This is a genomic window from Methylobacterium sp. P3_A11 (assembly GCF_056403155.1).
Genome location: NZ_JBFUGA010000012.1, coordinates 1 through 24,125, shown reverse-complemented (window position 1 = coordinate 24,125; position 24,125 = coordinate 1). Strand labels below are relative to the sequence as shown.

Sequence of the window (24,125 nt, the reverse complement as noted above, 5' to 3'; positions counted from 1 at the left end):
GGCCTCGCGCCTGTCGCCGGCAGTCGTCTCGGACCGCGATGGCGCGCAAGTCCCTTCCGCCCTGATGCGCTGCCGATCCTGCCCGGGCCGGAAAGACACGGGCGTCGACCGGCTCACCCGGCCGTCTGGCGGTGACGGACCGCGGTGGCCACAAGGGCGTAGAGGACGGCCGCGTTCAGCACATGCCAGAGCGGGTGCGTGCCCGTCGGCAGGATCGCACAAGCCGCCCAGTCGGCAGTCCGCGCGGCGAGCGACATCAGGAAGAGCATGCCGATGCCGGCAAGCCGCCGCCCCGTTCCCACGAAGCGCTCTTCGGGACGGTGCGCCGCCGCCCACGCCACCCCGAACAGCGCAACTAGAGCTGGCAGGTAATCGATGGAACCGTTGGTCAGCTGCGCGACGTCGAGGCCGGTTAGCCCGTCGAGYATCGGCGTCAGTGCGAAGCCGAACAGGGCGAAGCCACCGGTCGCCGCCGCGACACGGACCGGCGGGAGGCGAAGGAATCGGTGCAGCGCGAGGGCGAGATACGCGTAGATGAACAGCGCGATGGGGATCACGTCGGCGAGCATCGCCCCGTAGACCGCCAGGGTGTGGAACAGGAACGAGCCCACGCCCACGACCGCGATCAGCGCGGAGAGGCCGAGGCAGGACCGGTCGGTCGGGGTAGCCGTAGCTGCGCGGCGCGCCGCCGCCGCGGCGGCCAGGAGGAAGGCCACGTTCGACAGGGCATTGGCCGGCTCGGCCCAGAATTGAGGGCCACCCCGCTCGCAATAGGCGCTCACCGGCTCGAACCAATCCATCGGCGGACCCTAGATCCCCGTCCTTGCGCCGGGATGGCCTTGTCAGCGCGCGGCGAAGCGCGGATGACGGCGCGGCGGCGACCGGAAGCGAAGCGATGCGGATCACGACCTGGAACGTCAATTCGATCAAGCAGCGGCTGCCGCACCTGCTCGGTTTCCTCGAGGAGGCGAAACCCGATGTGGTCTGCCTTCAGGAGTTGAAATGCCAGGACGAGGCGTTCCCCCGCGCCGAGGTCGAGGGCGCAGGCTACGCCGTCGAGACCCTGGGCCAGAAGGCCTATAACGGCGTGGCCCTGCTGGTCCGCGCCCCCCTGGCGGTGAGCGAGGTCCGGCGCGGTCTGCCCGGCGATGGCGACGACGAGCAGGCCCGCTACATCGAGGCGCTGATCTCCGGTTCGGACTCGAAGCCCGTGCGGGTCGCCTCGATCTACCTGCCCAACGGCAACCCGGTGGACAGCCCGAAATACCCCTACAAGCTGGCCTTCCTGGAACGGCTTCGACTGCACGCCCGCGCCCTCATGCAGGACGAGATCCCCGTGGTGCTGGCCGGCGACTACAACGTCATCCCGGAGCCCGCCGACGCGGCCGATCCGGAAGCGTGGCGTACGGATGCGCTGTTCCTGCCGCAGAGCCGGGCCGCATTCCGGGCGCTGCTCGCCGAAGGCTACACCGACGGTCTGCGTGCCTGCGACCCGCGTGACGGGCTCTTCACCTTCTGGGACTACCAGGCCGGCTGCTGGCAGCGGAACTTCGGCATCCGCATCGATCACCTGCTGCTCTCGCCGCAGGCCGCCGACCGGCTGGTCTCGGCCTCGGTGCAGAAACACCTGCGCGGCCTGGAGAAGCCCTCGGACCACGTGCCGGTGACGGCGGAGCTTTCGGCAGCGTGACGGACAGCCCTATGTAGAGGGCGGCACCGGCGGATCGTATGCCGCCGCACCGCCGAACACAGGAGTCACGCTTGATCGTCTACGGCACCGGCTACTCGCCTTACGTCCGCAAAGTCCTGGTCTCCCTCGCCGAGAAGGGCGTCGCCTACGAGCACAGGCCCGTCATGTTCCACGCTCCGGATCCGGATTTCCAGGCGGCCAGCCCGCTTGGAAAGATCCCGGCCATCGAGGATGACGGTTTCCGGCTCGCCGACTCGTCGGCGATCCTCTGGTACATCGAGCGCAAACATCCGTCCCCGGCTCTCGCACCGGTCGATCCGAAGGACCTCGGCCGCGCCGTCTGGTTCGACAAGTTTGGCGATACCGAACTTTTCGGCAAGCTGATCGTGCCCTTCGTGGAGCGCGTGCTGAAGCCTAACATGATGAAGCAGCCCACCGATGAGGGTGCGGTGACCAAGGCGCTCGACAAGGATCTGCCGCCGATCTTCGACTATCTGGAAGGACAGATCTCGGGTCCGTACCTCGTGGGCGACGCCTTCAGCATCGCCGACATCTCGATCGCGACCGGGTTCTACAATTTCCAGCTGGCAAAGGCCCAGATCGACGCCGATCGCTGGCCGAAGCTCGCGGCTTACGTCGCCGGGACGCTAGCGCGGTCGTCCTTCAAGGCCGCCATGGACGCCAGGAAGGGCTGATCCCCCGCGCATGGACGCTCGCCGCAGATGTGGCTGACGGTTCGGCGAACGCGAGCCGTCAGGACATGGGTCGAAAGTCGATCACGACCGGGCCGCGATCAGGGCCGGCTTCATCCGGCGGCGATCAGCGCCGCCGCCGGATGGAGCCCACCGTCTGAAGCTGCGTCTGGGCTTCGGCGCGGTCATCCTCGTTCGCGGCGGCCCAGTTCTTGTCGTACAGCGCGACGATCCAGTCGTCCTTGCGGCTCTCCACCCCCTCCCGCGCGAGGGAGAGCCACATCAGCCCTCTCACGCGCTGGACCGGAATGCCGCCAAGGCCGTTGACCAGCATGTCGCCGAGCAGGGCCTGGGCCGGATGGTGGCCCTTCTCGGCCGCCAAGTTGAACCAGCGTGCCGCCTGCCGCGGATCAGCCTCGACGCCGGTGCCGTCGAGGTAGAGCCGGGCCAGATTGTACTGCGCGTTCGGGTCGCCATAGTACGACGCCGCGTAGTTGAACATATCGTAGGCACGCTCGGGATTCGGGCGAACATAAGTGCCCTTGATCCCCTCCAGAAAGTAGGTGCCCAGCGCCGTGAAGGCACTGCCGAGAACCGCGGAATTCTGCGGATCAGGCCCGTCGTCGGTGCTGGCATCCGCGATCCGGGAGAAGAACTCGAAGGCCTTCAGGTCGTCGTGGGGCACGCCGTCGCCCTCGGCATACATCCGGCCGAGCTTCCACAAGGCCAGGGCGTGGCCCTGGCCGGCCGCGTACTCGAGGGCACGGGCCGCACCCTGCTTGTCGCCGGCATTGTACTCACGCACGCCGGCCCTGAGCGCATCCTTCGCCGAGCGATAGCTCTTGTCCGCCACCGGCACCTGCACCGGCGTGCGGACATTGGCGTCGAGCGCCCGGGGCGCGGCCGTCGGGACGGCGCAGAGGGCGAGCGTCAGGGCCGCGGCGGTGCATCTGAAGCCGCCTCTGAACCGACCGGGACCCGCCCCGGCCGACGCCCTGCGCCGGCTGAGGTCAGTCCTAGACGTCCGCATAGCTCTGCGTCTCCTTGGCACCTCCCGGATGGGTCACGGCGCCATACAGGGCCGGCCCGACACCTTGCGCGTATTTCCAGAGATAGCCCGAGGTCGCTGTGTTGGGCCGCCCCGTCCAGGCCTTCCCGCGCTCGGCCAGCTCCTCATCCGACAAGGCGACGCTGAGCGTGCCCTGGATGGCGTCTAGGGTGATCATGTCGCCGTCGCGGATCAGGCCGATCGGGCCGCCGACAGCCGCCTCCGGGCCGACATGGCCAACGCAGAATCCGCGGGTCGCGCCGGAGAAGCGCCCGTCCGTGATGAGCGCCACCTTGTCGCCCATGCCTTGGCCGTAGAGGGCGGCCGTGGTGGAGAGCATCTCGCGCATGCCGGGGCCGCCGCGCGGACCCTCGTAGCGGATGACGAGCACCTCCCCCTCCTTGTAGGCGCGCGTCTGCACGGCCTCGAAGCAGGCTTCCTCGCCGTCGAACACCCGAGCCGGGCCGGTGAAGACCTGCTTCTCGGCCGGTATGCCCGCGACCTTCACGATGGCGCCCTCGGGGGCGAGGTTGCCCTTGAGGCCGACGACGCCGCCGGTCGGGGTGATCGGGCGATTGGCCGGGTAGACCACGTCCTGGTCCGGATTCCAGGTCACGCGGTCCATGTTCTCCGCGATGGTGCGACCGGTCACCGTCATGCAGTCGCCGTGCATGAAGCCGTGGTCGAGGAGCGTCTTCATCAGCAGCGGGATGCCGCCGACCTCGAACATGTCCTTGGCGACGTAGCGCCCGCCGGGCTTCAGGTCGGCGATGTAGGGGGTGCGGCGGAAGATCTCGGCGACGTCGAACAGCGTGAACTCGATGCCGCACTCGTGCGCGATCGCCGGCAGGTGCAATGCCGCGTTGGTCGAACCGCCGGAGGCGGCCACCACGGTCGCGGCGTTCTCGAGAGCCTTGCGGGTGACGATGTCGCGCGGGCGGATCTGCTTGGCCAGCAGCTCCATCACCTTCTCGCCGGCGGTCGCGCAGAACTTGTCGCGGATCTCGTAGGGCGCGGGGGCGCCGGCCGAATAGGGCAGCGCCAGGCCGATCGCCTCGGAGACGGTCGCCATGGTGTTGGCGGTGAACTGCGCGCCGCAGGCGCCCGCCGACGGGCAGGCGACCTGCTCCAGCTCGTCGAGATCCTCCAGGCTCATGTCGCCGACCGCGACCTTGCCCACCGCCTCGAACAGGTCCTGCACGGTGACCGGCTTGCCGCGGAACGAGCCGGGCAGGATCGAGCCGCCATAGATGAAGATCGACGGCACGTTGAGGCGCACCATCGCCATCATCATCCCGGGCAGGGACTTGTCGCATCCGGCCAACCCGACGAGGGCATCGTAGGCGTGACCGCGCATGGTCAGCTCGACCGAGTCGGCGATGACCTCGCGGGACGGCAGCGAGGCGCGCATGCCGCCATGGCCCATGGCGATGCCGTCCGTGACCGTGATGGTGCAGAACTCGCGCGGCGTGCCGTGGGCCGCGGCGACGCCCTTCTTGACCGCCTGGGCCTGGCGCATCAGCGAGATGTTGCAGGGCGCGGCTTCGTTCCAGCAGGACGCGACGCCGACCAGCGGCTGATGGATCTGCTCGCGGGTCAGACCCATGGCGTAGAGATACGAGCGATGCGGGGCGCGGTCCGGCCCCTCCGTGACGTGGCGGCTCGGCAGCTTCGACTTGTCGTTCAAACGCGTCACCATGACCCCAGACCAAGCCTTCGCACAGCCGATCCCGAGGGTGCGTTGGACCGCAGCGCGTCGCCGTTCGCGAAGCGCCGGGTGATCCGTCCGCGTGCTCGGGAAGTCCTCGTTTCTAAACGGTAAATCGTTGTCGAAATTGCCGTTTACCGCGGATGTTGAGGTGAGCCCGGACTATGGCGGGATCGCGGCGTTTACGGGCAGGTCTCGGGGCCAAGCCGGGATCGTTTTACGGTGTTGCGACCCCGCCACAGCCACGCTTGAGGCCATTTCGCACGCGGGAACGCGACGAAGGACAATCTCGTCGGAGCCGTCGGATGCTTGATCAGGTCGCGACGTGTCACCGCGCTTGGCTCGGCTCTTTTCCGATGTGTCCCGGTCATGTGAAGCAATTCAGAGGGGTTCTATTCGGAGCGCGACTTGCGCGCTTCGCGTCGAGCGCCCGCGGAACGACGTTTTAGTTGGTGAAGGATCCAACAGCGCGGGTCCCGACCGTCTCAAGGTCGAGGCTCTCCGCGATCGGGATGTGGTTCGCGCTCACCCTACCCAGGCGGCGCCGTGATCAAGCCAGGCCGGCAGGCCGCGATCGCGCCGGATTACGGACGGGCGCGGCAGCGGCCCGCGCGGATATACGGTCGGCAACACCATGGCCGCCCGGTTCGACGGCGGACCGACGCGTACCTCATGACAGGATCACCGGATGACAGGAGGGCGTGATCCCGTGCGGATTGCGCGCTCAGGCGGCCCCGGCATGGGGCGCCGGTATCTCGGTCGAGATGGCGTCCACCGTGCGCGGCATCGGGCTGCCCTGCCCGTCGGAGCGTTGGATCCGGACCTGCTGGTTGACCGGCTGCATGTTGCCGAAGGGCGTCGAGAAGGCGATCTCGGCGGCGTCGCGGCCGACGCCGATCCGCACGAGACCGTCCAGATCGGCCTGCCGGGTTGCGTCGAACAGCCACCAGCGGCCGTCGAGATAGGCCTCGAAGACCGCGTGGAAATCGCTCGGGACGAGCCCGTGGGYGTAACAGCTGACGAAACGGGCCGGGATGCCGAGCGCTCGGCAGAAGGCGGCCCCGATATGCGCGAAGTCGCGGCATACGCCGGCCCGCTTCAGCAGCGACTCGTGCGCCGTCGTCTCGCCGTCGCTGGTTCCGGGCTGATAGGCGATGTGATCGTGGATCCAGTTGCAGATCTGGTTCACGCGGGCATGCCCCTTCGGAAGAGCTCCGAATTCGGCCTGTGCGAAGGGCGTGAGCCTGTCCGAGGACACGAAGCGGCTCGGAAGCAGGAACGGCAGGATGTCGAGGGGCAGCTGCCCGACAGGCGTCTCGCTGATGGTCGCCGGGTCGGCCCGGTGCACTGTGAGGTCAACCTCCGCGTTGTATTCCAGAGCGAACGGGCCGGTGGGCACGTTGACGCCCAGGTACCGGTTGCGCTGATCGGGCGCGACGTAGATGTCGCGCTTCAGATTCGGCGTCAGAACCAGGGTCTCGCTGAGGATCTCGATGCTCTTCAGCTTCGCCACTTCGAGGTTGAAGATGAAGGTCGTGTCGGAGAGGATGTTGTAGGACAGACTACAACCCAGAGTATAGCGCATCGGATCTCCTTGCCGGATGGCGGCCTATCGGCAACTCAAGCAAGGGCCGCGCCCGATCGCCTGTTCCGGCTCAGGCCGCTCGCGGCAGCATCAGGACGGTCAGCGAGCGGACGCCCTGCGCCCCGTGGATCAGGACGCCCTCGATATCGGCGGTGGCCGACGGGCCAGTGTGCAGCACGGCATAGGCCGCGCGTCCGAATTCGGGCCGCCGATAGGCCGCCTGCACGTTCGTCACGATGTCGGCCGGATCCAGCAAAACGACGAGGTGCTGGGCGAGATAGGCCACGGCGTTCACGATCAGCTGGTCCTGTGTGAACAGGACCGAGCCGGTCTCGGCGATGCCGAACACAGCACGGACCACCGCCACGTCGACGTCCTCGACCTCCTGCGGCGCGCGCACCGTCCGCAGGTCGCGGTTGCCGGTCAGTTCCGGCACCGCGGATGCGACGATCTTCGCGGTGTCGAGGCGGTCGCGCACGCCGGCGAAGACGTCGCCGGTGCCGGGCTCCGCGACCCGGCCGCCCATCCGCTTCAGCCGCTCGCCGAACTCGGCCACCAGGTCGTCGCCGACGAGCGGAGCGAACAGCGGCAGCTCCGGCAGCGGGTAGTCACCCGCCGGGCGGTTCCTGCGGATGTCGGCCAGGATCCCGTCGCGGGCGCTCATCGACCCGTGTCCTTCATGCGGTTCTGCTTGTACCAGGCGTGGAAGGTCTGGCGCGGCGCCTCCGGCATCTCGCGCTTCTTCCCCCAGGTGTTGAGCGGATTGTAGACCGCGAAGCGCGGCAGGACCTTGAGGGCGGAATCCGCCGCACCGATCGCCGCCCGGTAGGCGGCCGGCCGCGACAGCACGGCGCCTGCCGCCTTCATCATGCCCTGCTTGAGCGCCGGGATCTGGTGCTCCTCGACCAGCACCTTCCGCCACGCGAAGATCTGCTCGTGAATGTTGATCTTCACTGGGCAGACGTTGGTGCAGGAGCCATTCATCGTAGAGGAAAACGGAAGCGTCGAGTATTTCCGCTTGTTGAAGGTCGGATCGATGATCAGCCCGATCGGCCCCGAATAGGTCGCCCCGTACGAGAGGCCGCCCGAGCGACGGTAGACCGGGCAGGTGTTCATGCAGGCGCCGCAGCGGATGCACTTCAGGGAGGTCCAGAACTCCTCCATGCCCAGCCGCTCCGAGCGGCCGTTGTCGACCAGCACCATGTGCATCTCGGTGCCCGTGCGGGGTCCGCGGAAATGCGAGGTGTACTGCGTGATCGGCGAGCCCAGCGCCGAGCGCGAGAGCAGGCGGATGAAGATGCCGAGATGTTCGGTCCTCGGGATGATCTTCTCGATGCCGATCGAGTGGATCTGCAGCGGCGGGACGTTGCCGGAGAGATCGGCGTTGCCCTCGTTGGTGCAGGTGACCACCGCGCCGGTCTCGGCGATGGCGAAGTTGCAGCCGGTCATCCCGGCATCCGCCTGCAGGATGTAGGGCCGGGTCGTCTCGCGCTGGCTCTCGGCGAGGTAATGGGCATCGTCGTTGTCGGGGTCGGTGCCGAGAGTCTTGGCGAAGACCTCGGCCACGTCCATGCGCGTCTTGTGGACCGCCGGGGCGACGACGTGGCTCGGCTCCTCGTTGTCGAGCTGCTGGATCCGCTCGCCGAGGTCGGTCTCGATCACCTCGATGCCGTTGGCCGCCATGTGATGGCGAAAGCCGCACTCCTCGGTGAGCATCGATTTCGACTTCACCAGCGTCCTGGCGCCGTGGCTCCGCAGGATCTCGAGGACGATCCGGTTGTGATCGGCGCCATCCTTCGCCCAGTGGACGTGCACGCCGTTCGCCTTCGCGGCAGCCTCGAACTGTTCGAGGTACTGATCGAGGTGGCTGAGGGTGTGCGTCTTGATCTGCGAGGCGAGGTCCCGCAGCTCCTCCCATTCGGGGATGCCGTGGGCCGAGGCGTCGCGCTTCTTGCGCAGGTCCCACAGGCGCTCGTCGTGGGCCGCCTGATGCAGCGGCGCGGCGAGGAACCGCTCGGCGGCCTCCGCTTGATCGATCGGCCGGTCGCCACGGACCTTCGCCCCGCGAGGCTGGGGCTCGCGGATCTGCGGCGCGCGGATCGGCTTCGATGCGGCCTCGGCGTGCTGGAGACGCCGGCCGTCCGGCGCCCGCGCGCTCTCGTCGTCGCGGGCACGCACCTCGGGATGGATGACGCCCTCGGCCTCGCGTGGATTGAGATCCTCGACGCTCATGCCGTGGCTCCGTTCAGCACCTGCGCGATGTGGATGTACTTCAGCGGCAGGCCCAGGCGTTCGGCGCAGCCTTTCTGGTGCATCAGGCACGAGGAATCCGCCGAGACGACGTATGCGGCACCGGCCCGGTTCTGATCGGCGACCTTGTCGTAGCCCATCTTGGCCGAGACCGCCGGCTCGAACACCGAAAACGTGCCGCCGAAGCCGCAGCACTCGTCCGGACGGGCCAGATCGACGAGTTCGACCCCGTTCACCAGGCGCAGGAGGTCGAGGGGCTTGGAGAAGTACGGCTTCACCAGCTCCGACGGTCGCGCGTGATGGATGCCGCGCAGGGCGTTGCAGTTCGTGTGGTAGGCGACCTTGTGAGGAAAATTCGCCCAGGGCAACGCCTCGACCTTCAGGACGTCGTGGAGGAACTCGACAAGCTCGTAGGTGCTGGCACGGACGTGGCGCACCGCGTCGGTCTGCGGGATCGCGGTCAGGTGCTCGCGCACCTGATGCACGCAGGATCCCGATGGCGCGACGACGTAGTCGAAGCCGGAGAAATTCTTGACGAACAGGGCCTCGGTCGCTGCCGCCTCAGCGTGGCAACCGGTGTTGGTCATCGGTTGGCCGCAGCAGGTCTGATCGAACGGATACTCTACCGTGCAGCCCAGCCGCTCAAGCAATTCGAGGGTGGCGATCCCAACCTCGGGCTCGAAGGCATCGACGTAGCACGGCACGAACAGGCCGACCCGCATGGTCCGACAACTCCCTGGATCGCCCGCCCCGGCGGTCTGGAACGGTTCGAGACTGACAGAAGGCTCTATCGGAAGGGGCACGGCTTGGCGAGGTCGCACGCTGCGTCACCGTGTGACAGCGCGGGACAACAATTCGAGTTTGCGTCGCCCGCCGGCCTGTCCGGCGACGAGCATTTCGGTGACGATAGCGCTGCAGCCGTGCCCCCCCGTCAGGCACTGGAATCGGCGACACGGGAAGTTTTTCCGGGGAGTCTGGTCGGGCGCTTGATTTCCGCGGCCTCAGAGTCGAAGGACGTCTCGAAACGTTCCGAAGAGATTATCGCCATGGACGAACTGCTCGCCCGCGTCACCGCTCGCACCGGGCTCGACACTGCGACCGCTCAGAGCGCCATCGGGCACATCCTGGCCTTCCTGCAGAAGGAAGGACCCGAGGACGAGGTCGGCCAATTGCTGGCCGCGCTGCCGGGCTCCGAGTCGCTCATCGCCGAATCGAATGCCGGCGAGGGCGGGGGCGGCGGCCTAATGGGCATGCTCGGCGGAATGATGGGCGGCGGCGGCGTCATGGCCCTCGGGCAGAAGCTGATGTCCGCCGGCGTGCCGATGGGTCAGATGCAGCCGCTCGGCCAGGAGCTGTTTGCCTTCGGCCGCGAGAAGGTGGGCGAGGACGCGATGGGTCCGATCATCGGCTCGATCCCCGGCCTCAACCAGTTCGTCTGACCAGACAATCGATGTGCGTCGCCGCACTGCATTCGGGATGCGCCTGGACGAACGTAAAAAAGTGGTTTCGGAGCGAAAGCTTGACGGAACCTGTCCACGCCATCCCCGTTATTCGGGATGCGGTCCGGATCGACGCCTTTGGCAGTGTCCGCGTCCGCACTCATGCAGGCCGGCCATGCCCGTCTTCGAAGCAAAGAATCTGGACAGCGAGTTCGAAGGGCAGGCTCTGCTCGCGGCGATCCTGCATCCCACTCGGGCGGCACAAACCCGAGCTCTGAGGCACGGACGGCTGCGGGCCGAGCGCGCGTCCGCCCTCGCTGATCCGATGACAATCGAGCCTCGCTTCCCGATCGCTCCCGGCGAGCTGGCTCCGACCGCCTGCCCAGGCCGCTGACGCGCAGCCGGCTGTTCGGCCGCCCTACCAGGGTTGTGGCGTGACCAAGCCTTGGCGTGTCACCACCACCCATTCCCGACCGTGCCGCTCGACACCTTCGACGCGACCGACACCCGGCAGAATGTCCCCCGGCGAGACCTCGACCAGGCGGCGACGGCGGTTTTCGAGGATCGCGGTTCCTTCGTACACGTCGCGCAACGCCCAGCCGTCGATGACGGGCGGCTTGTCGGTCGCTGCCGGCTTCACCTTCTGGTCGGCGACCTTGGCGTCCGCGACCTTCACCTCCGGCTTCGTTTCGACGTTGCGGGGGGGCTCGGCGAGACTTCCCGTCTGCGTCGGTTCCGCCTTGGTGACGGTCGGCGCCGCCGCCGTCCGCCGGTCGAGCTGGGCGGCGAGGCCGGCGAGCCGGGTGTTGTGCTCGCGCTCGACCTGCTCGAGACGCTCGCCGAGGGCGGCGCTCTTAGAGCCTAGATTTTTGTCCACCTGAGCGATGCGTTCGCCGAGGGCGCTGCTCCGCGTCGCAGCCTCCTTCCGCGCGGCATCCGTGGAGGCGCGCAGATCGGCCAGCACGGTGTGAAGCTGTGCGATGTCGCTCGCGAGCCGCGCAGTCTCGGTCCGGCCGGCATCGAGGGTCGTGCCGAGCGCCGCGATCGCGTCGGATTGGACGGATGCGGGGCGGGCCAGAGCGATCATGCCCCCGCCCAGGAGAGCGCCGATCGCCAGCGCCGCACCCGGAAGCGCGAGACGCTTCGGATCGATGGTCCGCAAAGCCGAGAACGCGGTGAGCCCGGCGGCGGGCGCCACCGTGGCTTCGCCCACGGCCGCTGCCGGCGCCTCCTTACCGGTCACGACAGCCTTGAGCAGGTCGGCCGGCGACACCGCTGGCATGGCCTCGATCTTCGTCATCGCCCCGAACTCCGCTCGCGGGATCCCGCTGCAAGCGTTCGTTAAGGACGTTTGTTTACGAAACCCTTACCGCGCGCCGGCGGTGCTCGCCGCCAGACCGCGCTTTTTCAGGAGCGGCTCGATGCTCGGCATCCGCCCCCGGAAGGCCGTGTAGGCTTCGCGCGGGTCGCGCAGGTTGCCGGCACCGTAGACGAAGGTCCGCAACCGTCGGGCCGTGTCCGGATCGAAGATGTCGCCGGCCTCGCGGAACGCGTCGAACGCGTCGGCGTCGAGGACTTCCGACCAGAGATAGCTGTAGTAGCCCGCCGCGTAGCCGTCCCCTGAGAAGATGTGGGCGAAGTGCGGCGTCCGGTGCCGCATGCTGATCTCGGAAGGCATGCCGATCCGCCGCAGCGCCTCGGCTTCGTAGGCGGGCACGTCGAGTCCGGCCTCGCCGTCGGCCGAGAGGTGCAGCGTCATGTCGACGATTGCCGAGGCGGTGTATTCCACCGTGGCGAAACCCTGATTGTAGGTCCGCGCCGCCAGCAGCTTTTGCAAAAGGGCGTCGGGCATCGGCTCGCCCGTGCGATGGTGCCTAGCGTGAGTGCGCAGAACCTCCGGCTGCTCCAGCCAGTGCTCGTAGAGCTGCGAGGGCAGCTCTACGAAGTCGCGCGACACCGCCGTCCCGGACAGAAGCGGGTACGTCACGTCCGACAGCAAACCGTGCAAGGCGTGGCCGAATTCGTGGAACAGCGTGCGGGCGTCGTCGAAGGACAGCAGCGTACTCTCGCCGTCGGGCGCCTTGGCGAAGTTCATCACGTTGACGATGATCGGCGTGACCGGCCCGTTCAGGCGCTCCTGCGAGCGGAACGCACTCATCCAGGCGCCGGACCGTTTCGACGCGCGGGCGAAGTAATCGCCGAGGAACAGGCCGACTTCCGAACCGTCGGGATTGCCAACCCGCCAGACGCGGACGTCGGGGTGATACCGGGGGACGTCGGACAATTCCGAAAAGGTCAGGCCGAACAGCCGCGTGGCGGTGTCGAACGCCGCCTGGATCATGCGCTCGAGGGGCAGGTAGGCCTTGATCTCGCTCTCGTCGAGGTCGTGCTCGGCGCGCCGGACCTTCTCGGCGTAGTGCCGCCAATCGTGGGCCTGGAGGGCGAAGTCATGGCCCTCCGCCTGGATCGTCGCCTGAAGGCGGTCGCGCTCGTCGGCCGCCCGTGCACGGGCCGGCGTCCAGACATCGCGCAGCAGCCCCGTTGCGGCATCGGGGCTCGCCGCCATGGTATCGTCGAGGGCGAAATGCGCGAAGCTCTCGAATCCGAGCAGACGCGCACGCTCGGCCCGCAACCGGATGATTTCGGCGATGATCGCGCGGGTGTCGGTGGCACCCCCGTTCTCGCCGCGGCGCGTCCAGGCCGCGTAGGCGCGCTCACGCAGGTCGCGCCGGGTCGAGAAGACCAGGAACGGCTCGATCAGCGAGCGGGACAGCGTGATGACGTGGCCGTCGAGACCGCGCTCCCTGGCGGCACTCTCCGCGGCGGCGCGCAGGAACGGCGGCAGTCCCGCCAGATCCTCCTCGCCCTGGAGCGGAAGCGTGAAGCTGCTCTCGTCCGCCAGGAGATTCTGGCTGAATCGGGTGCCCAGCTCCGACATCCGGGCCGCGATCTCGGCGATGCGGGCCTTGGCGTCGGGGCCGAGATCGGCGCCCGACCGCCGGAAGCGGATCCGATACCGGTCGAGCACCCGGCGCTCCTCCGGACCCAGACCCTCGGCCTCGATCGCCGAGATCCGCGCCCAGAGGTCGGGATTCAGGTAGATGGCGCTGCCGTGCCGGGCGAGCTTCGGACCGATCTCCCGCTCGATGGCCTGCAACTCGGGATTCGTGTGGCTGCCGGTCAGGTTGTAGAACACGCCGGCCACGCGATCGAGGGCGAGGCCGGCCCGCTCCATCGCTTCCACGGTGTTGCCGAAGGTGGCCGGGTCCGTCCGGGTCGCGATGGCGCGGATCTCCGCGTCGTGAACGGCGAGGGCCGCGTCGAAGGCCGGGCTGTAATGCTCCGGACGGATCCGATCGAAGGGCGGAAGTCCGTGCGGTGTGCTCCAGTGCGCCTCGCGGAAAGGATTGTCCTGCGGCAGGCTCGGAAGCCCGGCCTCTACTGCGTCCGACATGCGATCCTCAACGGTACGTCCCCGCGACGGCGAATCCCATCGCCCCGCCAGCGCGCCGACATGGGGTGCAGGGGCACGATCGGGAAGACAGTGGCCCGTTCGACGCGGCCGTCAACCGGTCGGGTGCGATCCGAATGGCGTCTCGCTCGTTTGTAGAGGCCCACGCCCACGCTTCGAGGCCCCATGCCGGGACGTATCCTGTCGATCCGCCGACCGTCCGCATTCCTGGCGGGCGCTGCCCTCGCCCATGCGCTCTGCCTGTTTCCGATCGCGCGAAGCCAGGCGGCCGAGGCACCGGCCCCCACGGTTCCGACCCCGCCGCCTCTGCCCCCGGAGCGCCCCGACGCGTTAAAGCCGCCCGCCGCTGCGAAGTTGGCGCTCCCGACGCCGCCGGCCCGTCCGCCGGAACTGACGCCGGCCGTCTCACTACCAGCCAAGGAGCCGACGAAGGACGCGGGCGGCGAGAGGCCGACCGAAACGGCCAGACCTGAGATTCCGTCGCCGCCGCCGACACCGCCGGGGCGCCCTCCGGAACTGACGGGCGAGGCGGCCCTGGCCCTCAAGGTGGCGCCGCCGGACGATACGGCCTGTCGGACGCGACTGAAGCGGCTCGGCGTCGATTTCGAGCCGCTACCACCCATCGCGGAGGGGCAATGCACCGCACCGCTGCCGCTCAAGGTGACGCGGTTCGCCGACGGGGTTGCGCTGCCCCAGGGCGCGACGCTGACCTGCCGCGCCGCCGAAGCGCTGGCGCGCTGGGTCACCGAGGTGCAGGTCGAGGCCGAGCGGACTCTGAAGCATCCGCTGACCGGCCTCGAACTCGGCGGGTCCTATGTGTGCCGCGGCCAGAACCACGACCTCGATGCCAAGCTGAGCGAGCACGCCTTCGCCAACGCCGCCGACATCATGGGTTTTACTTTTGCGGGCCGCGCGACCATCCCCGTGAAGGCGATGCCCGACGGATCGGAGGAGGCGCAGTTCCTCGGTTCGGTCCGAACCAAGGCTTGCGGCTTCTTTCGGACCGTCCTCGGGCCGGGCACGAACGCGGCCCATGCCAACCATCTCCACTTCGACGAGCGCGAGCGCAGCGCCGGTCACCGTCTCTGCGAATAGCCTCGCGTGGAACGTTCCGGCGGACTCGGCATTTCATGGCTCGGGAGCGCGCCCGCTCCCGGGAATGACGACGTCGATGATCCCGACATCCTGGCGGCCGGTTTGCGTGGCTCTCCTGGCGAGTTGCGTCGCCGCACATGGCGCGGCGGCGCGGCCGGCCAAGGTCAAGAAGGAGCAAACGCCTCAGAAGGCGCCGCTCACCGCCGATGCGGTGAATGCCGCATCCCTGGCCTCCCCCGACTCCGGCAAGGCCAACGGATCGAAATCCGGAGCCCGGGCGCGCAGGATCAAGGCTTCCGACGAAAAGCCCGACGCGCTGATCATCAAGGCGCAGGTCCTGCTCGATCGCGCGCACTTCTATCCCGGGGCGATCGACGGCCTGAAAGGCGACAATTACCGGCGCGCGCTCTCGGCGTTCGCGGTGGCACAGGGTCTTCCCGCCACGCAGGCGTTGACGCAGGAGGTCTGGGACAAGCTCCAGGCCTCCAGCGATAAACCGGTCGTGACGGATTATACCGTCACGGATTCCGACGCGTCGGGACCCTATGTCGACCGGATCCCGCCCAAGATGGAGGAGCAGGCCGATCTCAAGGCGTTGGACTACACCAACCCCCGCGAGATGCTGGCCGAGCGCTTCCACATGGGCCGCGATCTCGTCAGCGCCCTCAACCCCGGCAAGCCCCTCGACAAGGCGGGAACGACGATCGTGGTCGCGGCCGTGGATCCGATGGGCCTGGACAAGCCGAAGGGCAAGGACCTTCCTCAGGAACCGAAAGTGGAGCGCATCGAGGTCGACAAGTCGAGCCGAGACGTCCGCGCCTTCGATGCCAACGGGAAGCTCCTGGCCTACTATCCCGCCTCGATCGGCAGCGCCGAGAAGCCGGCGCCCAGCGGCGACACCAAGGTGAAGGGCGTCGCCTTCGATCCCGATTACACCTACAATCCGAAATACGCGTTCAAGGGCGTGAAAGCACAGCACAAGTTCACGATCCAATCAGGCCCCAACAATCCGGTTGGCCTGGTCTGGATCGACCTGGCGATCCCGAGCTACGGGATCCACGGCACGCCGGAGCCCGAAAAGGTCGGAAAGACCGAATCCCACGGCTGCATCCGACTGACCAACTGGAACGTGCGTGATCTCGCGTCTCATGTGACGCGCGGGGCCAAGGTCAGCTTCAAGGACGATTGACCCGCAGCGGACGCCCGCTCGCGCGACCCCGCGCACAAAAATGTATCATCGGTTAACATAGCGGCGTCACTGGCATCCGGAACGGGCCGAGAACGCTTGACACACTGCTGAATACGGGCGACCCCTCGTGCAGTCTCGCGGGCCGCCCTTCGAGCCGCGTTCAGACATCCGGACGCTGCTCAACAGGTGCGCGGGGCTCGACAAACCGCACGGCAAGATCCCCGGTGACGGGGGCGTTCGAAGGGAAGACGGCCCGGCGTGATTGCTGACCCCAACGATGACGTTCTCCAAGGTGTCCGCGTTCTCGTCGTCGAAGACGAGGCCGCGATCTCGATGCTGTTGGAGGACATGCTCCTCGATTTCGGCTGTGCCGTCGTGGGGCCTGCTGCGCGGCTGTCCTCAGCCTTGGAAATGGCTTCGCAGGAAACATTCGAGGTTGCCATCCTCGATGTGAACGTCGCCGGTGAGCCGATCTATCCGGTGGCCGAGGCCATCGCGAAGCGCGATCTACCGCTCGTGTTCTCGACCGGCTATGGCGGCGCGGGCATTCGCGAACCGTTCCGCGATCGGCCTGTCGTCCAGAAGCCGTTCAGCCAGGCCGACCTCAAGCGCACCTTGATCGGAGCGATCCGGGCTGCCCGCGCCTGACGCTGGCGCCCGCCCGGGGGCTGCTCCCGCAGCCTCCCTCCGGCCCTTGCCCTCTGCCTGACCGCTCCCTCCCGACCGCGCGGGTGCGACCGCTCGGGATCGGCGCCTCAGAGCCCTTCGATCGGGAAGACGTTCTCGACATGGGCCGGCCAGCCCCGGGCGCCGACGAAGACGGCATCGGCGCGGAACGTCGCACCGCCACTCCATGCGTTGCGTCCGATCCAGGCGCGCACCGCCCGCGAGAACCGACGACGCTTGGCCGCGTCGATCGCCTCCCGTGCATCGTCGCGCCGGGCGCGCGCCTTCACCTCCACGAACACGACGGTGTTCCAGCGCTTCACGACGAGGTCGATCTCGCCGCCGGCGAAGCTCACCCGTCGGCCGATCGGCCAGTAGCCCTTGAGCATCAAGGCGGCGAGCGCGAGCCACTCGGCGTGGTGGCCCCGCAGATAGGCGGCGCGGCGCCTGCCGGAGCGGTCCGGCAGAACCCCGTTCATCCCTGCCCCCGCGCAAGTGCCAGCGCCCGCGTGTAGATGAGCCGGCGGGGCTGGCCGGTCTCGTCGGCCACGAGGCTCGCGGCGTCCTTGATCGAGTGCCGTTCGAGGGCTGCCAGGATCAGCGCGTCCAGGGTGGCATCGCTGTCCGTGGGCCGCTCCGGGGCGGTTGCCGCACCGATGATCACGACGATCTCACCCTTCGGCGGTCCTTCCTGGGCGAACCGTTCGCTCAGGCTGCCCAACGTATCGCGCCGTATGGTTTCGTAGAGCTTGGTGAGTTCGCGGGTTACCGCCGCCGGACGCTCCGGGCCGAGTACCGCGGCGGCATCGGTCAGCATGTCCGGCAAGCGGTGGGGCGACTCGAACAGGACCAGCGTTCCGGGCACGTGGAGCAGGGCCTCGAGACGGTTGCGTCGGGCACCGGCTTTCTGCGGCAGGAAGCCCTCGAAGAAGAAGCGGTCGGTGGGAAGACCGGCTGCGACCAGCGCCGTCATCACCGCCGACGGGCCGGGAACCGGCGTGATGGCGATCCCGGCCTCGATGACGGCCTGAACGAGCTTGTAGCCGGGATCGGAGACCAGCGGCGTGCCGGCATCCGAGACCAGAGCCAGGGCCTCTCCGGCCCGAAGCCGTGCGACCATCCGCTCGCGCACCGCGTCGTTGGAATGTTCATGATAGGCGAGCAGCGGCGTCGTGATCCCGTAATGCGCCAGCAGGTTCCGGGTGACCCGGGTGTCCTCGGCCAGGACCGCGTCGGCGGCCGCCAGCGTCGCCAGCGCGCGGATCGTGATGTCGCGCAGGTTGCCGATAGGGGTCGCGACGATGTGCAGGCCCGGTGCCAGGGGCTCGGCCTCGCTCGCGAGGCCGAAAGCCGTAAAAGTGGTGCGGCGCGGTCGGTCGGGGGCGAGCTTCGGGGACGGGCCTCGGGTCGGGGCGGCGAGCCCAGGGTCTTCGAATCGGCGGGTCATCACCGGCGATCTTGCCACACCGGCCGCCGCGCGTCGCGGCAAGGTCATGCAACCGGGGGCAAGTCCGCGGCACCGCGTTTACATTTCGAAATCCGGCAGTCAGGCTGGCCTTCATGCTCGAAGGAGTTCGCGCCATGGCGCGCCCGACAAGCGCGCGGGACCGTCTCGTGCGCGTCACCGCCCGGTCCGCTGCGATGGGCGCCGTCCTGCTGTCGCTGGGCGCCTGCGTCGGCACCGATCTGGCCCGGCGCCGGCCGGGACCGGAGGCCGACCTGACGCCGCCGGCCGCCGTACCGGAGGCGCAGGCGCTCACGCCAGCCGCGCCGGTTTTGCCCGCCGCGGGCGGCGGCGCGCGCATCGGCGCGGGCACCGTGAAGGTCGCCCTCGTGCTGCCGTTGACCGGCCAAGGCTCGACGGTGGGCGCGGCCATGCGCAACGCGGCGCAGCTCGCCTTCGACGAGGCGCAGCAGCCGGATCTCACGATCCTGGTCGAGGATGACCGGGGCAGCCCGGACGGTGCCCGGGACGCGACCCAGGATGCGCTGCGTCAGGGGGCCGAGATCGTGCTGGGGCCGCTCTTCGCCGGCTCCGTCCAAGCCGCCGCGACTGTGGCGAAGACGACCGGCAAGCCGGTGATCGGGTTCTCGACGGACGCGACCGTGGCCAACCGCGGCGTCTACCTGCTGAGCTTCCTGCCCCAACCCGAGGTCGACCGCGCGGTCGAGGATTCCGTCGCCGATGGCAAGCGGTCCTTCGCGGCGCTGATTCCGGAGACGGCCTACGGCAACGCCGTCGAGGCGGAGTTCCGGGAGGCCGTCGCCCGCAAGGGTGCGCGGGTGGCCGCCGTGGAGCGCTACCCGGCGGGCGCACCCGTCGCTGCGGTGGAACGGCTGGCGCGGGTCGTCGCCGGGCCGGGCGCCACCGCCGACGCGCTGTTCATCCCGGACACGGCAGACGCCATGCCGACCGTGGCGGCGGCGCTCACCAAGGCCGGCTTCTCGCCGGCCCGAGTGCGCCCCGTCGGGACTGCCCTCTGGAACGAGCCGGCACTCTTCGCGCTCCCCGCCCTTCAGGGGGGCCGCTTCGCCGGCCCGGACCGCACCGGCTTCTCCAACTTCAGCGACCGCTATCAAGCCCGCTTCGGCGCCGTGCCGCCGCGGGTCGCGTCGCTGGCCTACGACGCCGTCATGCTCGTCGGCGCCTTGTCCCGCCGGTACGGTTCGCAGCGCTTCGCGGAGACGACCCTGACCAACGGGTCGGGCTTCGCAGGCATCGACGGGACCTTCCGGTTCCGGCCGGACGGGCAGAGCGAGCGCGCCCTGGCGGTCTACGAGATCCGCAACAACGCCGCGACCCCGGTCAGCCCGGCACCCCGGGTCCTGGCGAAGCCCGGGATCTGATCAGGCCGCGAGGTCGGCCACCAGGGCGTTCAGGACCGGCGCCCCCTGGGCCGTGGCGGCGATGCGACCGCCGGGCAGCCGCGCCAGCAGGCCGTCGCCGATCAGCATGCCCACACGGTTGCCGTTCAGCGGGCGCCCCTTCAGATCCGCGTAGCGGTCCGGATCGATCCCTTCGCGGAGCCGCAGGCCCATCATCAGGAACTCGTCGGCCTGATCGGCGGCCGACAGCGCCTCGGTCGCGACGACGCCGTGGCCGTCGTGCTCGACCCGGGCCAGCCAGCCTTCCGGGGAACGCTCGGTGATGGTCCCGATCCGGCCGCCGGACGTGACAAGCCGCCCATGGGCTCCCGGGCCGATGCCGGCATATTCGCCGTAACGCCAGTAGAGCAGGTTGTGGCGCGATTCCGCGCCGGGCCGGGCATGGTTCGAGATCTCATAGGCCGGGAGGCCAGCCTTCGCGCAGAGATCCTGGGTGACATCGTAGAGCACGCGCCCGGCATCGTCGTCCGGCGTGACCAGCCTGCCGGCCGCGGCCAGGGCGTGGAACGGCGTCCCCGGCTCGATGGTGAGCTGGTAGAGCGAGAGATGCTCGGCGGCCCGGGACAGCGCCTCGCCGAGTTCCGCCCGCCAGAGCTCCGAAGTCTGGCCGGGCCGGGCATAGATCAGGTCGAAGGACGTCCGTTCGAAGACCGACTGCGCCAAGTCGATCGCCGCGAAGGCCTGCGCGGCGTCATGCAGGCGGCCCAGCGTTCGAAGCGACACGTCGTCGAGGGCCTGGATGCCCAGGGAGACCCGGTTCACGCCGGCCGCTCGGTAGCCGCGGAAGCGGTTGGCCTCGACGCTCGACGGGTTGGCCTCCAGGGTGATCTCGGCGTCCGCTGCGACCGGCCAGTGGGCCGCCACGGCCTCAAGCAGGCCGGCCACCGTCGCAGGCTGCATCAGCGAGGGAGTCCCGCCGCCGAGGAAGATGCTGGTAACGGTTCGGCCGGGGGTGCGGGCTGCGGTGTGGGCGATCTCCGCGCGGAAGGCTGCGAGGAAGCGCGGCTCATCCACGCCCGCGTGGCGGACGTGGCTGTTGAAGTCGCAGTATGGGCACTTCGCGGCGCAGAAGGGCCAGTGCAGGTAGATGCCGAAGCCCGCGTCGCGGGTCGGGTGGTCCGGGCCGTTGAATGACATGATGGCCGGGATGTGAGCGCGGACGTGCCGTTTGGCAATCAGGTTCCGGACGCGAGACAGGCCCGGCTCAGCTTCACGAAGGCCCGGGCGCGGTGCGAGAGGCCATACCCCTTCTGCCAATCGACGCCGTGCTTCTCCTCGGCCGTCATTTCGCCGAAGGTGCACTCGTGCCCGTCCGGCCGGAAGATCGGGTCGTAGCCGAAGCCCGCGGTCCCGCGCGCCGCGACCAGGTCGCCGAAGACCCGGCCCTCGAACAGCTCGGTGTGGCCGTCCGGCCAGGCGAGCACCAGGGCCGAGACGAAGTGCGCTCGGCGGTCCGCCATGTCGCGCCTGTCGAGTTCGGAGAAGATCCGCGCCATCGCGCCGGCGAAATCCTTGGTCGGGCCAGCCCAGCGGGCCGAGAAGATGCCCGGCGCCCCGTCGAGGCCGTCCACGCACAGGCCGGAATCGTCCGCGAAGGCGGGAAGGCCCGTGGCGACGGCGGCCGCCTGGGCCTTGATCGCCGCATTCTCGGCGAACGTCGTGCCGGTCTCCTCAGGCTCGGGCAGGCCGAGGTCACCTGCCGAGACCGCCGCGACCCCGAACGGCGCCAGCAGCTCGCGCATCTCGACGAGCTTGCCGGCGTTGTGGGTGGCGATCACCACCTTCCCGGTGAGGCGCCGGCTCACGCGAGGGCCTCCTTCTGGAGGGCGACAAGCCGATCGGTGCCGGCGCGGGCCAGACCAAGCAGGTCGATGAGCTGCTCCTGCGTGAACGGCTCCATCTCGGCGGTGCCCTGCACCTCCACGATGCCGCCCCGGCCGGTGAGCACGAAGTTGGCGTCGGTCTCGGCGGCCGAGTCCTCGGCATAGTCGAGGTCGAGGACCGGGGTCCCCTTGTACAGGCCACAGGACACGGCGGCGACGTGATCGCGGAGCGGATCGACCGAGATGATCGAGCGCGTCCGCATCCAGGCGAAGCAGTCGTGCAGGGCCAGCCAGGCGCCGGTGATGGCGGCTGTCCGCGTGCCGCCGTCGGCCTGGATCACGTCGCAGTCGATCGTCACCTGACGCTCGCCCATGGCCGGAAGGTTGGTGACCGCACGGAGCGATCGGCCGATCAGCCGCTGGATCTCCTGCGTGCGCCCGGAGGGCTTGCCGGAACCGACCTCGCGGCGGGTGCGTTCGTGCGTCGCACGGGGAAGCATGGCGTACTCGGCCGTGACCCAGCCCTTACCCGAGCCGCGCAGCCACGGGGGTGCCCGCTCTTCCAGCGAGGCGGTGCAGAGCACCCGGGTGTTGCCGAAGCTGACGAGGCAGGACCCCTCGGCGTAGCGCGAGACCGCGCGCTCCAGGGTGACGGGCCGCAGCTCGTCGGCGGCACGCTTGGAAGGCCGCATTGCGGGCCCCTTCTGTCGAGAGTGTCGAGGGCCGGGCTCTTAGGCCGGCGCGCCACCGCGGGCAAGCATCGCCTTACGGATTGATCCGGGCGGGACGGTTGGACATGATCGGACCACAGGATGATTGCGTGACACACCCCAGTCCCAACCTTTCCAACGGCCAATCCATGCAGGCGCTCGCCGCCCTCAATGAGCGTGCCCGTGAGATCTTCCGGCAGATCGTCGAAAGCTATCTGACGACGGGCGAGCCGGTCGGCTCCCGCAATCTGGCTCGAATCCTGCCGATGGCGCTCTCGCCGGCTTCGATCCGGAACGTCATGGCGGATCTCGAGCATTCCGGCCTGATCTTCGCGCCCCACACCTCGGCCGGACGCCTCCCGACCGAGCTGGGGCTGCGGTTCTTCGTCGACGCGATGCTCGAACTCGGCGACGTCAGTCAGGACGAGCAGACGCGCATCGAGGCCCAGATGCGCGCCGCCGCCTCGGGGCACACCTTCGAAACGGCGCTTGCTGAGGCATCGACCATGCTGTCGGGCGTCTCCCGCGGGGCCGGAGTCGTCCTGACCACCAAGGCGAACGTGAACCTGAAGCACATCGAGTTCGTGCGCCTGGACCCGGCCCGCGCCCTGGTGATCCTGGTCTCGAACGACGGCTCCGTGGAGAACCGTCTCGTCGACCTGCCGCCGGGCCTGCCGGCGGGGGCGCTCCAGGAGGCGACGAATTTCCTCAACGCTCGCCTGCAGGGCCGCACCCTCGGGTCCCTGCGCGCCGAGATCGAGGCAGGCCGCAAGGCGATGAAGCGCGAACTCGACGCGATCACCGAGCGCCTGGTCGACGCCGGCCTCGCGACGCCGGTCGGCCCCATGGAGGCGCGCCAGTTGATCGTGCGCGGACAGGCCAACCTGCTGGACGACCTGCGCGCGGTCGAGGATCTCGAGCGCATTCGCCTGTTGTTCAACGATCTTGAGACCCAGAAGGATGTCATCGACCTCCTGGCCCGCGCCGAGGGCGGCGACGGCGTGCGCATCTTCATCGGATCGGAGAACAAGCTGTTCTCGCTCTCGGGCTCGTCGCTGATCGCCGCGCCGTTCCGGGACGGATCGCAGAAGATCGTCGGCGTCGTCGGGGTGATCGGCCCGACCCGACTGAATTACGCCCGCATCGTGCCGATGGTCGACTACACCGCCCGCGTCGTTTCGAAGTTGCTGGACGGTGGACGGTAAGGCGGCGACGCTGGCCGCGCCAACCGTGCCGGCGGCGGGAGCCACGATGCAGGCGGCTACCCCGCGCGACGTCCGCCGGTCGAGGCTTGAACCGCAGCGCCGATGCGGTGGTCCTTACGTCTGTCTGACGAGTGATCGAGGCGGTCTGAATGTCACGTGGTTTCGATGCCATGGCGCGCTGAGGACGGACCCGCGCCAGACTCGGCGCAGGTGCAATCCGAGGCGGGTCTCGATCGCGATTTCGGGAAAAACGCCGCGCGCCGTACAGAACCCTCGCTGGCCGGCGCGCGGCTGCCGATCAGGCCGGGATCACGTCGACGATCTCGTAGGTGTCGGGATCGATGATTACGATGTCGTCGCGCACGAGAATGAACTCGTAGCCCTCGTATTCCGGCACGATCGACACGATGGCCGGCGGCAGCCGGTGCAGCGTCACCGACCGCGGGATCGCGGTGCCGACCGCCAAGCCGAAAGCCACGTCCCGGAGCGGCGAGACACCGAGGCGGGTGATCGAGCTGCGGAACTCCGTCCGCTGCCGCGTATCCAGCCGCCCGACCGCGCCGCGGACGGAGCCGTGCTCGCGGGCGCCGGCCCGACCGCCCCGCTCCCCGGCAGAACCGCGACCGCCCCGATCAGGCCCGGCCGCGTCGCGGTTGCCGCGTTCGCC

General features: G+C 68.9%; 23 protein-coding genes. 8 read left to right on the top strand and 15 right to left on the bottom strand.

The annotated features are described in order from the left end of the window. Positions 1-113: 113 nt before the first annotated feature. On the bottom strand, positions 114-800 hold the full coding sequence (locus AC1DXK_RS05905) for a ceramidase domain-containing protein (RefSeq protein WP_477297158.1): 687 nt from the start codon (positions 798-800) through the stop codon (positions 114-116). Positions 801-895: 95 nt separating this feature from the next. Here AC1DXK_RS05905 and xth point away from each other — a divergent pair, with 95 nt between their 5' ends. Together xth and AC1DXK_RS05895 are read left to right on the top strand one after the other, a co-directional pair. After that, entirely contained in the window at positions 896-1,690 is a 795-nt protein-coding gene (xth, locus tag AC1DXK_RS05900; RefSeq protein ID WP_457105617.1) for an exodeoxyribonuclease III, read from the top strand. Between the two features lie 71 nt (positions 1,691-1,761). After that, positions 1,762-2,385, top strand: coding sequence for a glutathione S-transferase family protein (locus tag AC1DXK_RS05895; protein WP_477297156.1), 624 nt, complete (start codon positions 1,762-1,764; stop codon positions 2,383-2,385). A 124-nt stretch (positions 2,386-2,509) separates the two neighbouring features. Here AC1DXK_RS05895 and AC1DXK_RS05890 read toward each other — a convergent pair whose 3' ends face one another. The 6 genes from AC1DXK_RS05890 to AC1DXK_RS05865 form a co-directional block, all read right to left on the bottom strand. Continuing rightward, positions 2,510-3,412: a tetratricopeptide repeat protein gene (locus AC1DXK_RS05890; protein WP_477297154.1), complete on the bottom strand. Its 903-nt coding sequence runs from the start codon at positions 3,410-3,412 to the stop codon at positions 2,510-2,512. After that, positions 3,399-5,129 (bottom strand): dihydroxy-acid dehydratase, encoded by a 1,731-nt coding sequence (gene ilvD / locus AC1DXK_RS05885; RefSeq protein WP_477297152.1) that lies wholly within the window; start codon positions 5,127-5,129, stop codon positions 3,399-3,401. The genes AC1DXK_RS05890 and ilvD overlap by 14 nt, the downstream gene beginning before the upstream one ends. Positions 5,130-5,862: 733 nt before the next feature. Next, positions 5,863-6,723: a transglutaminase-like domain-containing protein gene (locus tag AC1DXK_RS05880; RefSeq protein ID WP_477297150.1), complete on the bottom strand. Its 861-nt coding sequence runs from the start codon at positions 6,721-6,723 to the stop codon at positions 5,863-5,865. Positions 6,724-6,793: 70 nt separating this feature from the next. Next, on the bottom strand, positions 6,794-7,387 hold the full coding sequence (locus AC1DXK_RS05875) for a LutC/YkgG family protein (RefSeq protein ID WP_457105612.1): 594 nt from the start codon (positions 7,385-7,387) through the stop codon (positions 6,794-6,796). Beyond that, positions 7,384-8,955, bottom strand: coding sequence for a lactate utilization protein B (locus AC1DXK_RS05870; protein ID WP_457105611.1), 1,572 nt, complete (start codon positions 8,953-8,955; stop codon positions 7,384-7,386). Before AC1DXK_RS05870 ends, AC1DXK_RS05875 begins: the two co-directional genes overlap by 4 nt. Continuing rightward, positions 8,952-9,695 carry a (Fe-S)-binding protein gene (locus tag AC1DXK_RS05865; protein ID WP_457105610.1) on the bottom strand — a complete coding sequence of 248 codons (744 nt, stop codon included), beginning with the start codon at positions 9,693-9,695 and terminating at the stop codon, positions 8,952-8,954. Before AC1DXK_RS05865 ends, AC1DXK_RS05870 begins: the two co-directional genes overlap by 4 nt. Before the next feature lie 324 nt (positions 9,696-10,019). On the opposite strand from AC1DXK_RS05865, the gene AC1DXK_RS05860 reads away from it, so the two are divergent. Then, positions 10,020-10,412 carry a DUF2267 domain-containing protein gene (locus AC1DXK_RS05860; RefSeq protein WP_457105682.1) on the top strand — a complete coding sequence of 131 codons (393 nt, stop codon included), beginning with the start codon at positions 10,020-10,022 and terminating at the stop codon, positions 10,410-10,412. 418 nt (positions 10,413-10,830) lie between these two features. Here AC1DXK_RS05860 and AC1DXK_RS05855 read toward each other — a convergent pair whose 3' ends face one another. Then, entirely contained in the window at positions 10,831-11,712 is an 882-nt protein-coding gene (locus tag AC1DXK_RS05855) for a hypothetical protein (RefSeq protein WP_457105609.1), read from the bottom strand. A gap of 66 nt (positions 11,713-11,778) precedes the next feature. Then, a complete protein-coding gene (locus AC1DXK_RS05850; protein ID WP_457105608.1) occupies positions 11,779-13,866 on the bottom strand; it encodes a M3 family metallopeptidase in 2,088 nt (695 codons plus the stop codon). A 183-nt stretch (positions 13,867-14,049) separates the two neighbouring features. Here AC1DXK_RS05850 and AC1DXK_RS05845 point away from each other — a divergent pair, with 183 nt between their 5' ends. The 3 genes from AC1DXK_RS05845 (at position 14,050) to AC1DXK_RS05835 (ending at position 16,816) form a co-directional block, all read left to right on the top strand. Next, entirely contained in the window at positions 14,050-14,979 is a 930-nt protein-coding gene (locus tag AC1DXK_RS05845; RefSeq protein ID WP_477297147.1) for an extensin family protein, read from the top strand. A gap of 76 nt (positions 14,980-15,055) precedes the next feature. Then, positions 15,056-16,168 (top strand): L,D-transpeptidase family protein, encoded by a 1,113-nt coding sequence (locus AC1DXK_RS05840; protein WP_457105606.1) that lies wholly within the window; start codon positions 15,056-15,058, stop codon positions 16,166-16,168. Between the two features lie 258 nt (positions 16,169-16,426). Further along, the gene (locus tag AC1DXK_RS05835; RefSeq protein WP_457105605.1) at positions 16,427-16,816 is read left to right on the top strand and encodes a response regulator; all 390 of its coding nucleotides are present in this window, start codon (positions 16,427-16,429) and stop codon (positions 16,814-16,816) included. Positions 16,817-16,923: 107 nt separating this feature from the next. Here the strand turns inward: AC1DXK_RS05835 and AC1DXK_RS05830 are convergent, their stop codons facing one another. After that, on the bottom strand, positions 16,924-17,313 hold the full coding sequence (locus AC1DXK_RS05830) for a YraN family protein (protein WP_457105604.1): 390 nt from the start codon (positions 17,311-17,313) through the stop codon (positions 16,924-16,926). Further along, positions 17,310-18,281, bottom strand: coding sequence for a 16S rRNA (cytidine(1402)-2'-O)-methyltransferase (rsmI, locus tag AC1DXK_RS05825; protein ID WP_457105603.1), 972 nt, complete (start codon positions 18,279-18,281; stop codon positions 17,310-17,312). The genes AC1DXK_RS05830 and rsmI overlap by 4 nt, the downstream gene beginning before the upstream one ends. 134 nt (positions 18,282-18,415) lie before the next feature. Between rsmI and AC1DXK_RS05820 the strand changes: the two genes are divergently transcribed. Next, positions 18,416-19,681 (top strand): penicillin-binding protein activator, encoded by a 1,266-nt coding sequence (locus AC1DXK_RS05820; RefSeq protein ID WP_477297144.1) that lies wholly within the window; start codon positions 18,416-18,418, stop codon positions 19,679-19,681. Here AC1DXK_RS05820 and hemW read toward each other — a convergent pair whose 3' ends face one another. From hemW to rph, 3 genes are read right to left on the bottom strand one after another with little or no spacing between them, the layout of a single operon-like run. Then, complete coding sequence (gene hemW, locus AC1DXK_RS05815) at positions 19,682-20,857, bottom strand: radical SAM family heme chaperone HemW (protein ID WP_457105601.1); 1,176 nt, start codon at positions 20,855-20,857, stop codon at positions 19,682-19,684. Between the two features lie 38 nt (positions 20,858-20,895). Continuing rightward, the gene (rdgB, locus tag AC1DXK_RS05810) at positions 20,896-21,525 is read right to left on the bottom strand and encodes an RdgB/HAM1 family non-canonical purine NTP pyrophosphatase (RefSeq protein WP_457105600.1); all 630 of its coding nucleotides are present in this window, start codon (positions 21,523-21,525) and stop codon (positions 20,896-20,898) included. Beyond that, positions 21,522-22,235: a ribonuclease PH gene (rph, locus tag AC1DXK_RS05805; protein WP_457105599.1), complete on the bottom strand. Its 714-nt coding sequence runs from the start codon at positions 22,233-22,235 to the stop codon at positions 21,522-21,524. The genes rdgB and rph overlap by 4 nt, the downstream gene beginning before the upstream one ends. A 167-nt stretch (positions 22,236-22,402) precedes the next feature. Here rph and hrcA point away from each other — a divergent pair, with 167 nt between their 5' ends. Continuing rightward, a complete protein-coding gene (gene hrcA / locus AC1DXK_RS05800) occupies positions 22,403-23,458 on the top strand; it encodes a heat-inducible transcriptional repressor HrcA (protein ID WP_457105681.1) in 1,056 nt (351 codons plus the stop codon). A gap of 298 nt (positions 23,459-23,756) precedes the next feature. On the opposite strand, the gene AC1DXK_RS05795 is transcribed toward hrcA, so the two are convergent. Continuing rightward, a partial coding sequence (locus AC1DXK_RS05795) for a DUF1236 domain-containing protein (protein ID WP_477297141.1) occupies positions 23,757-24,125 on the bottom strand: 369 nt, incomplete at its 5' end.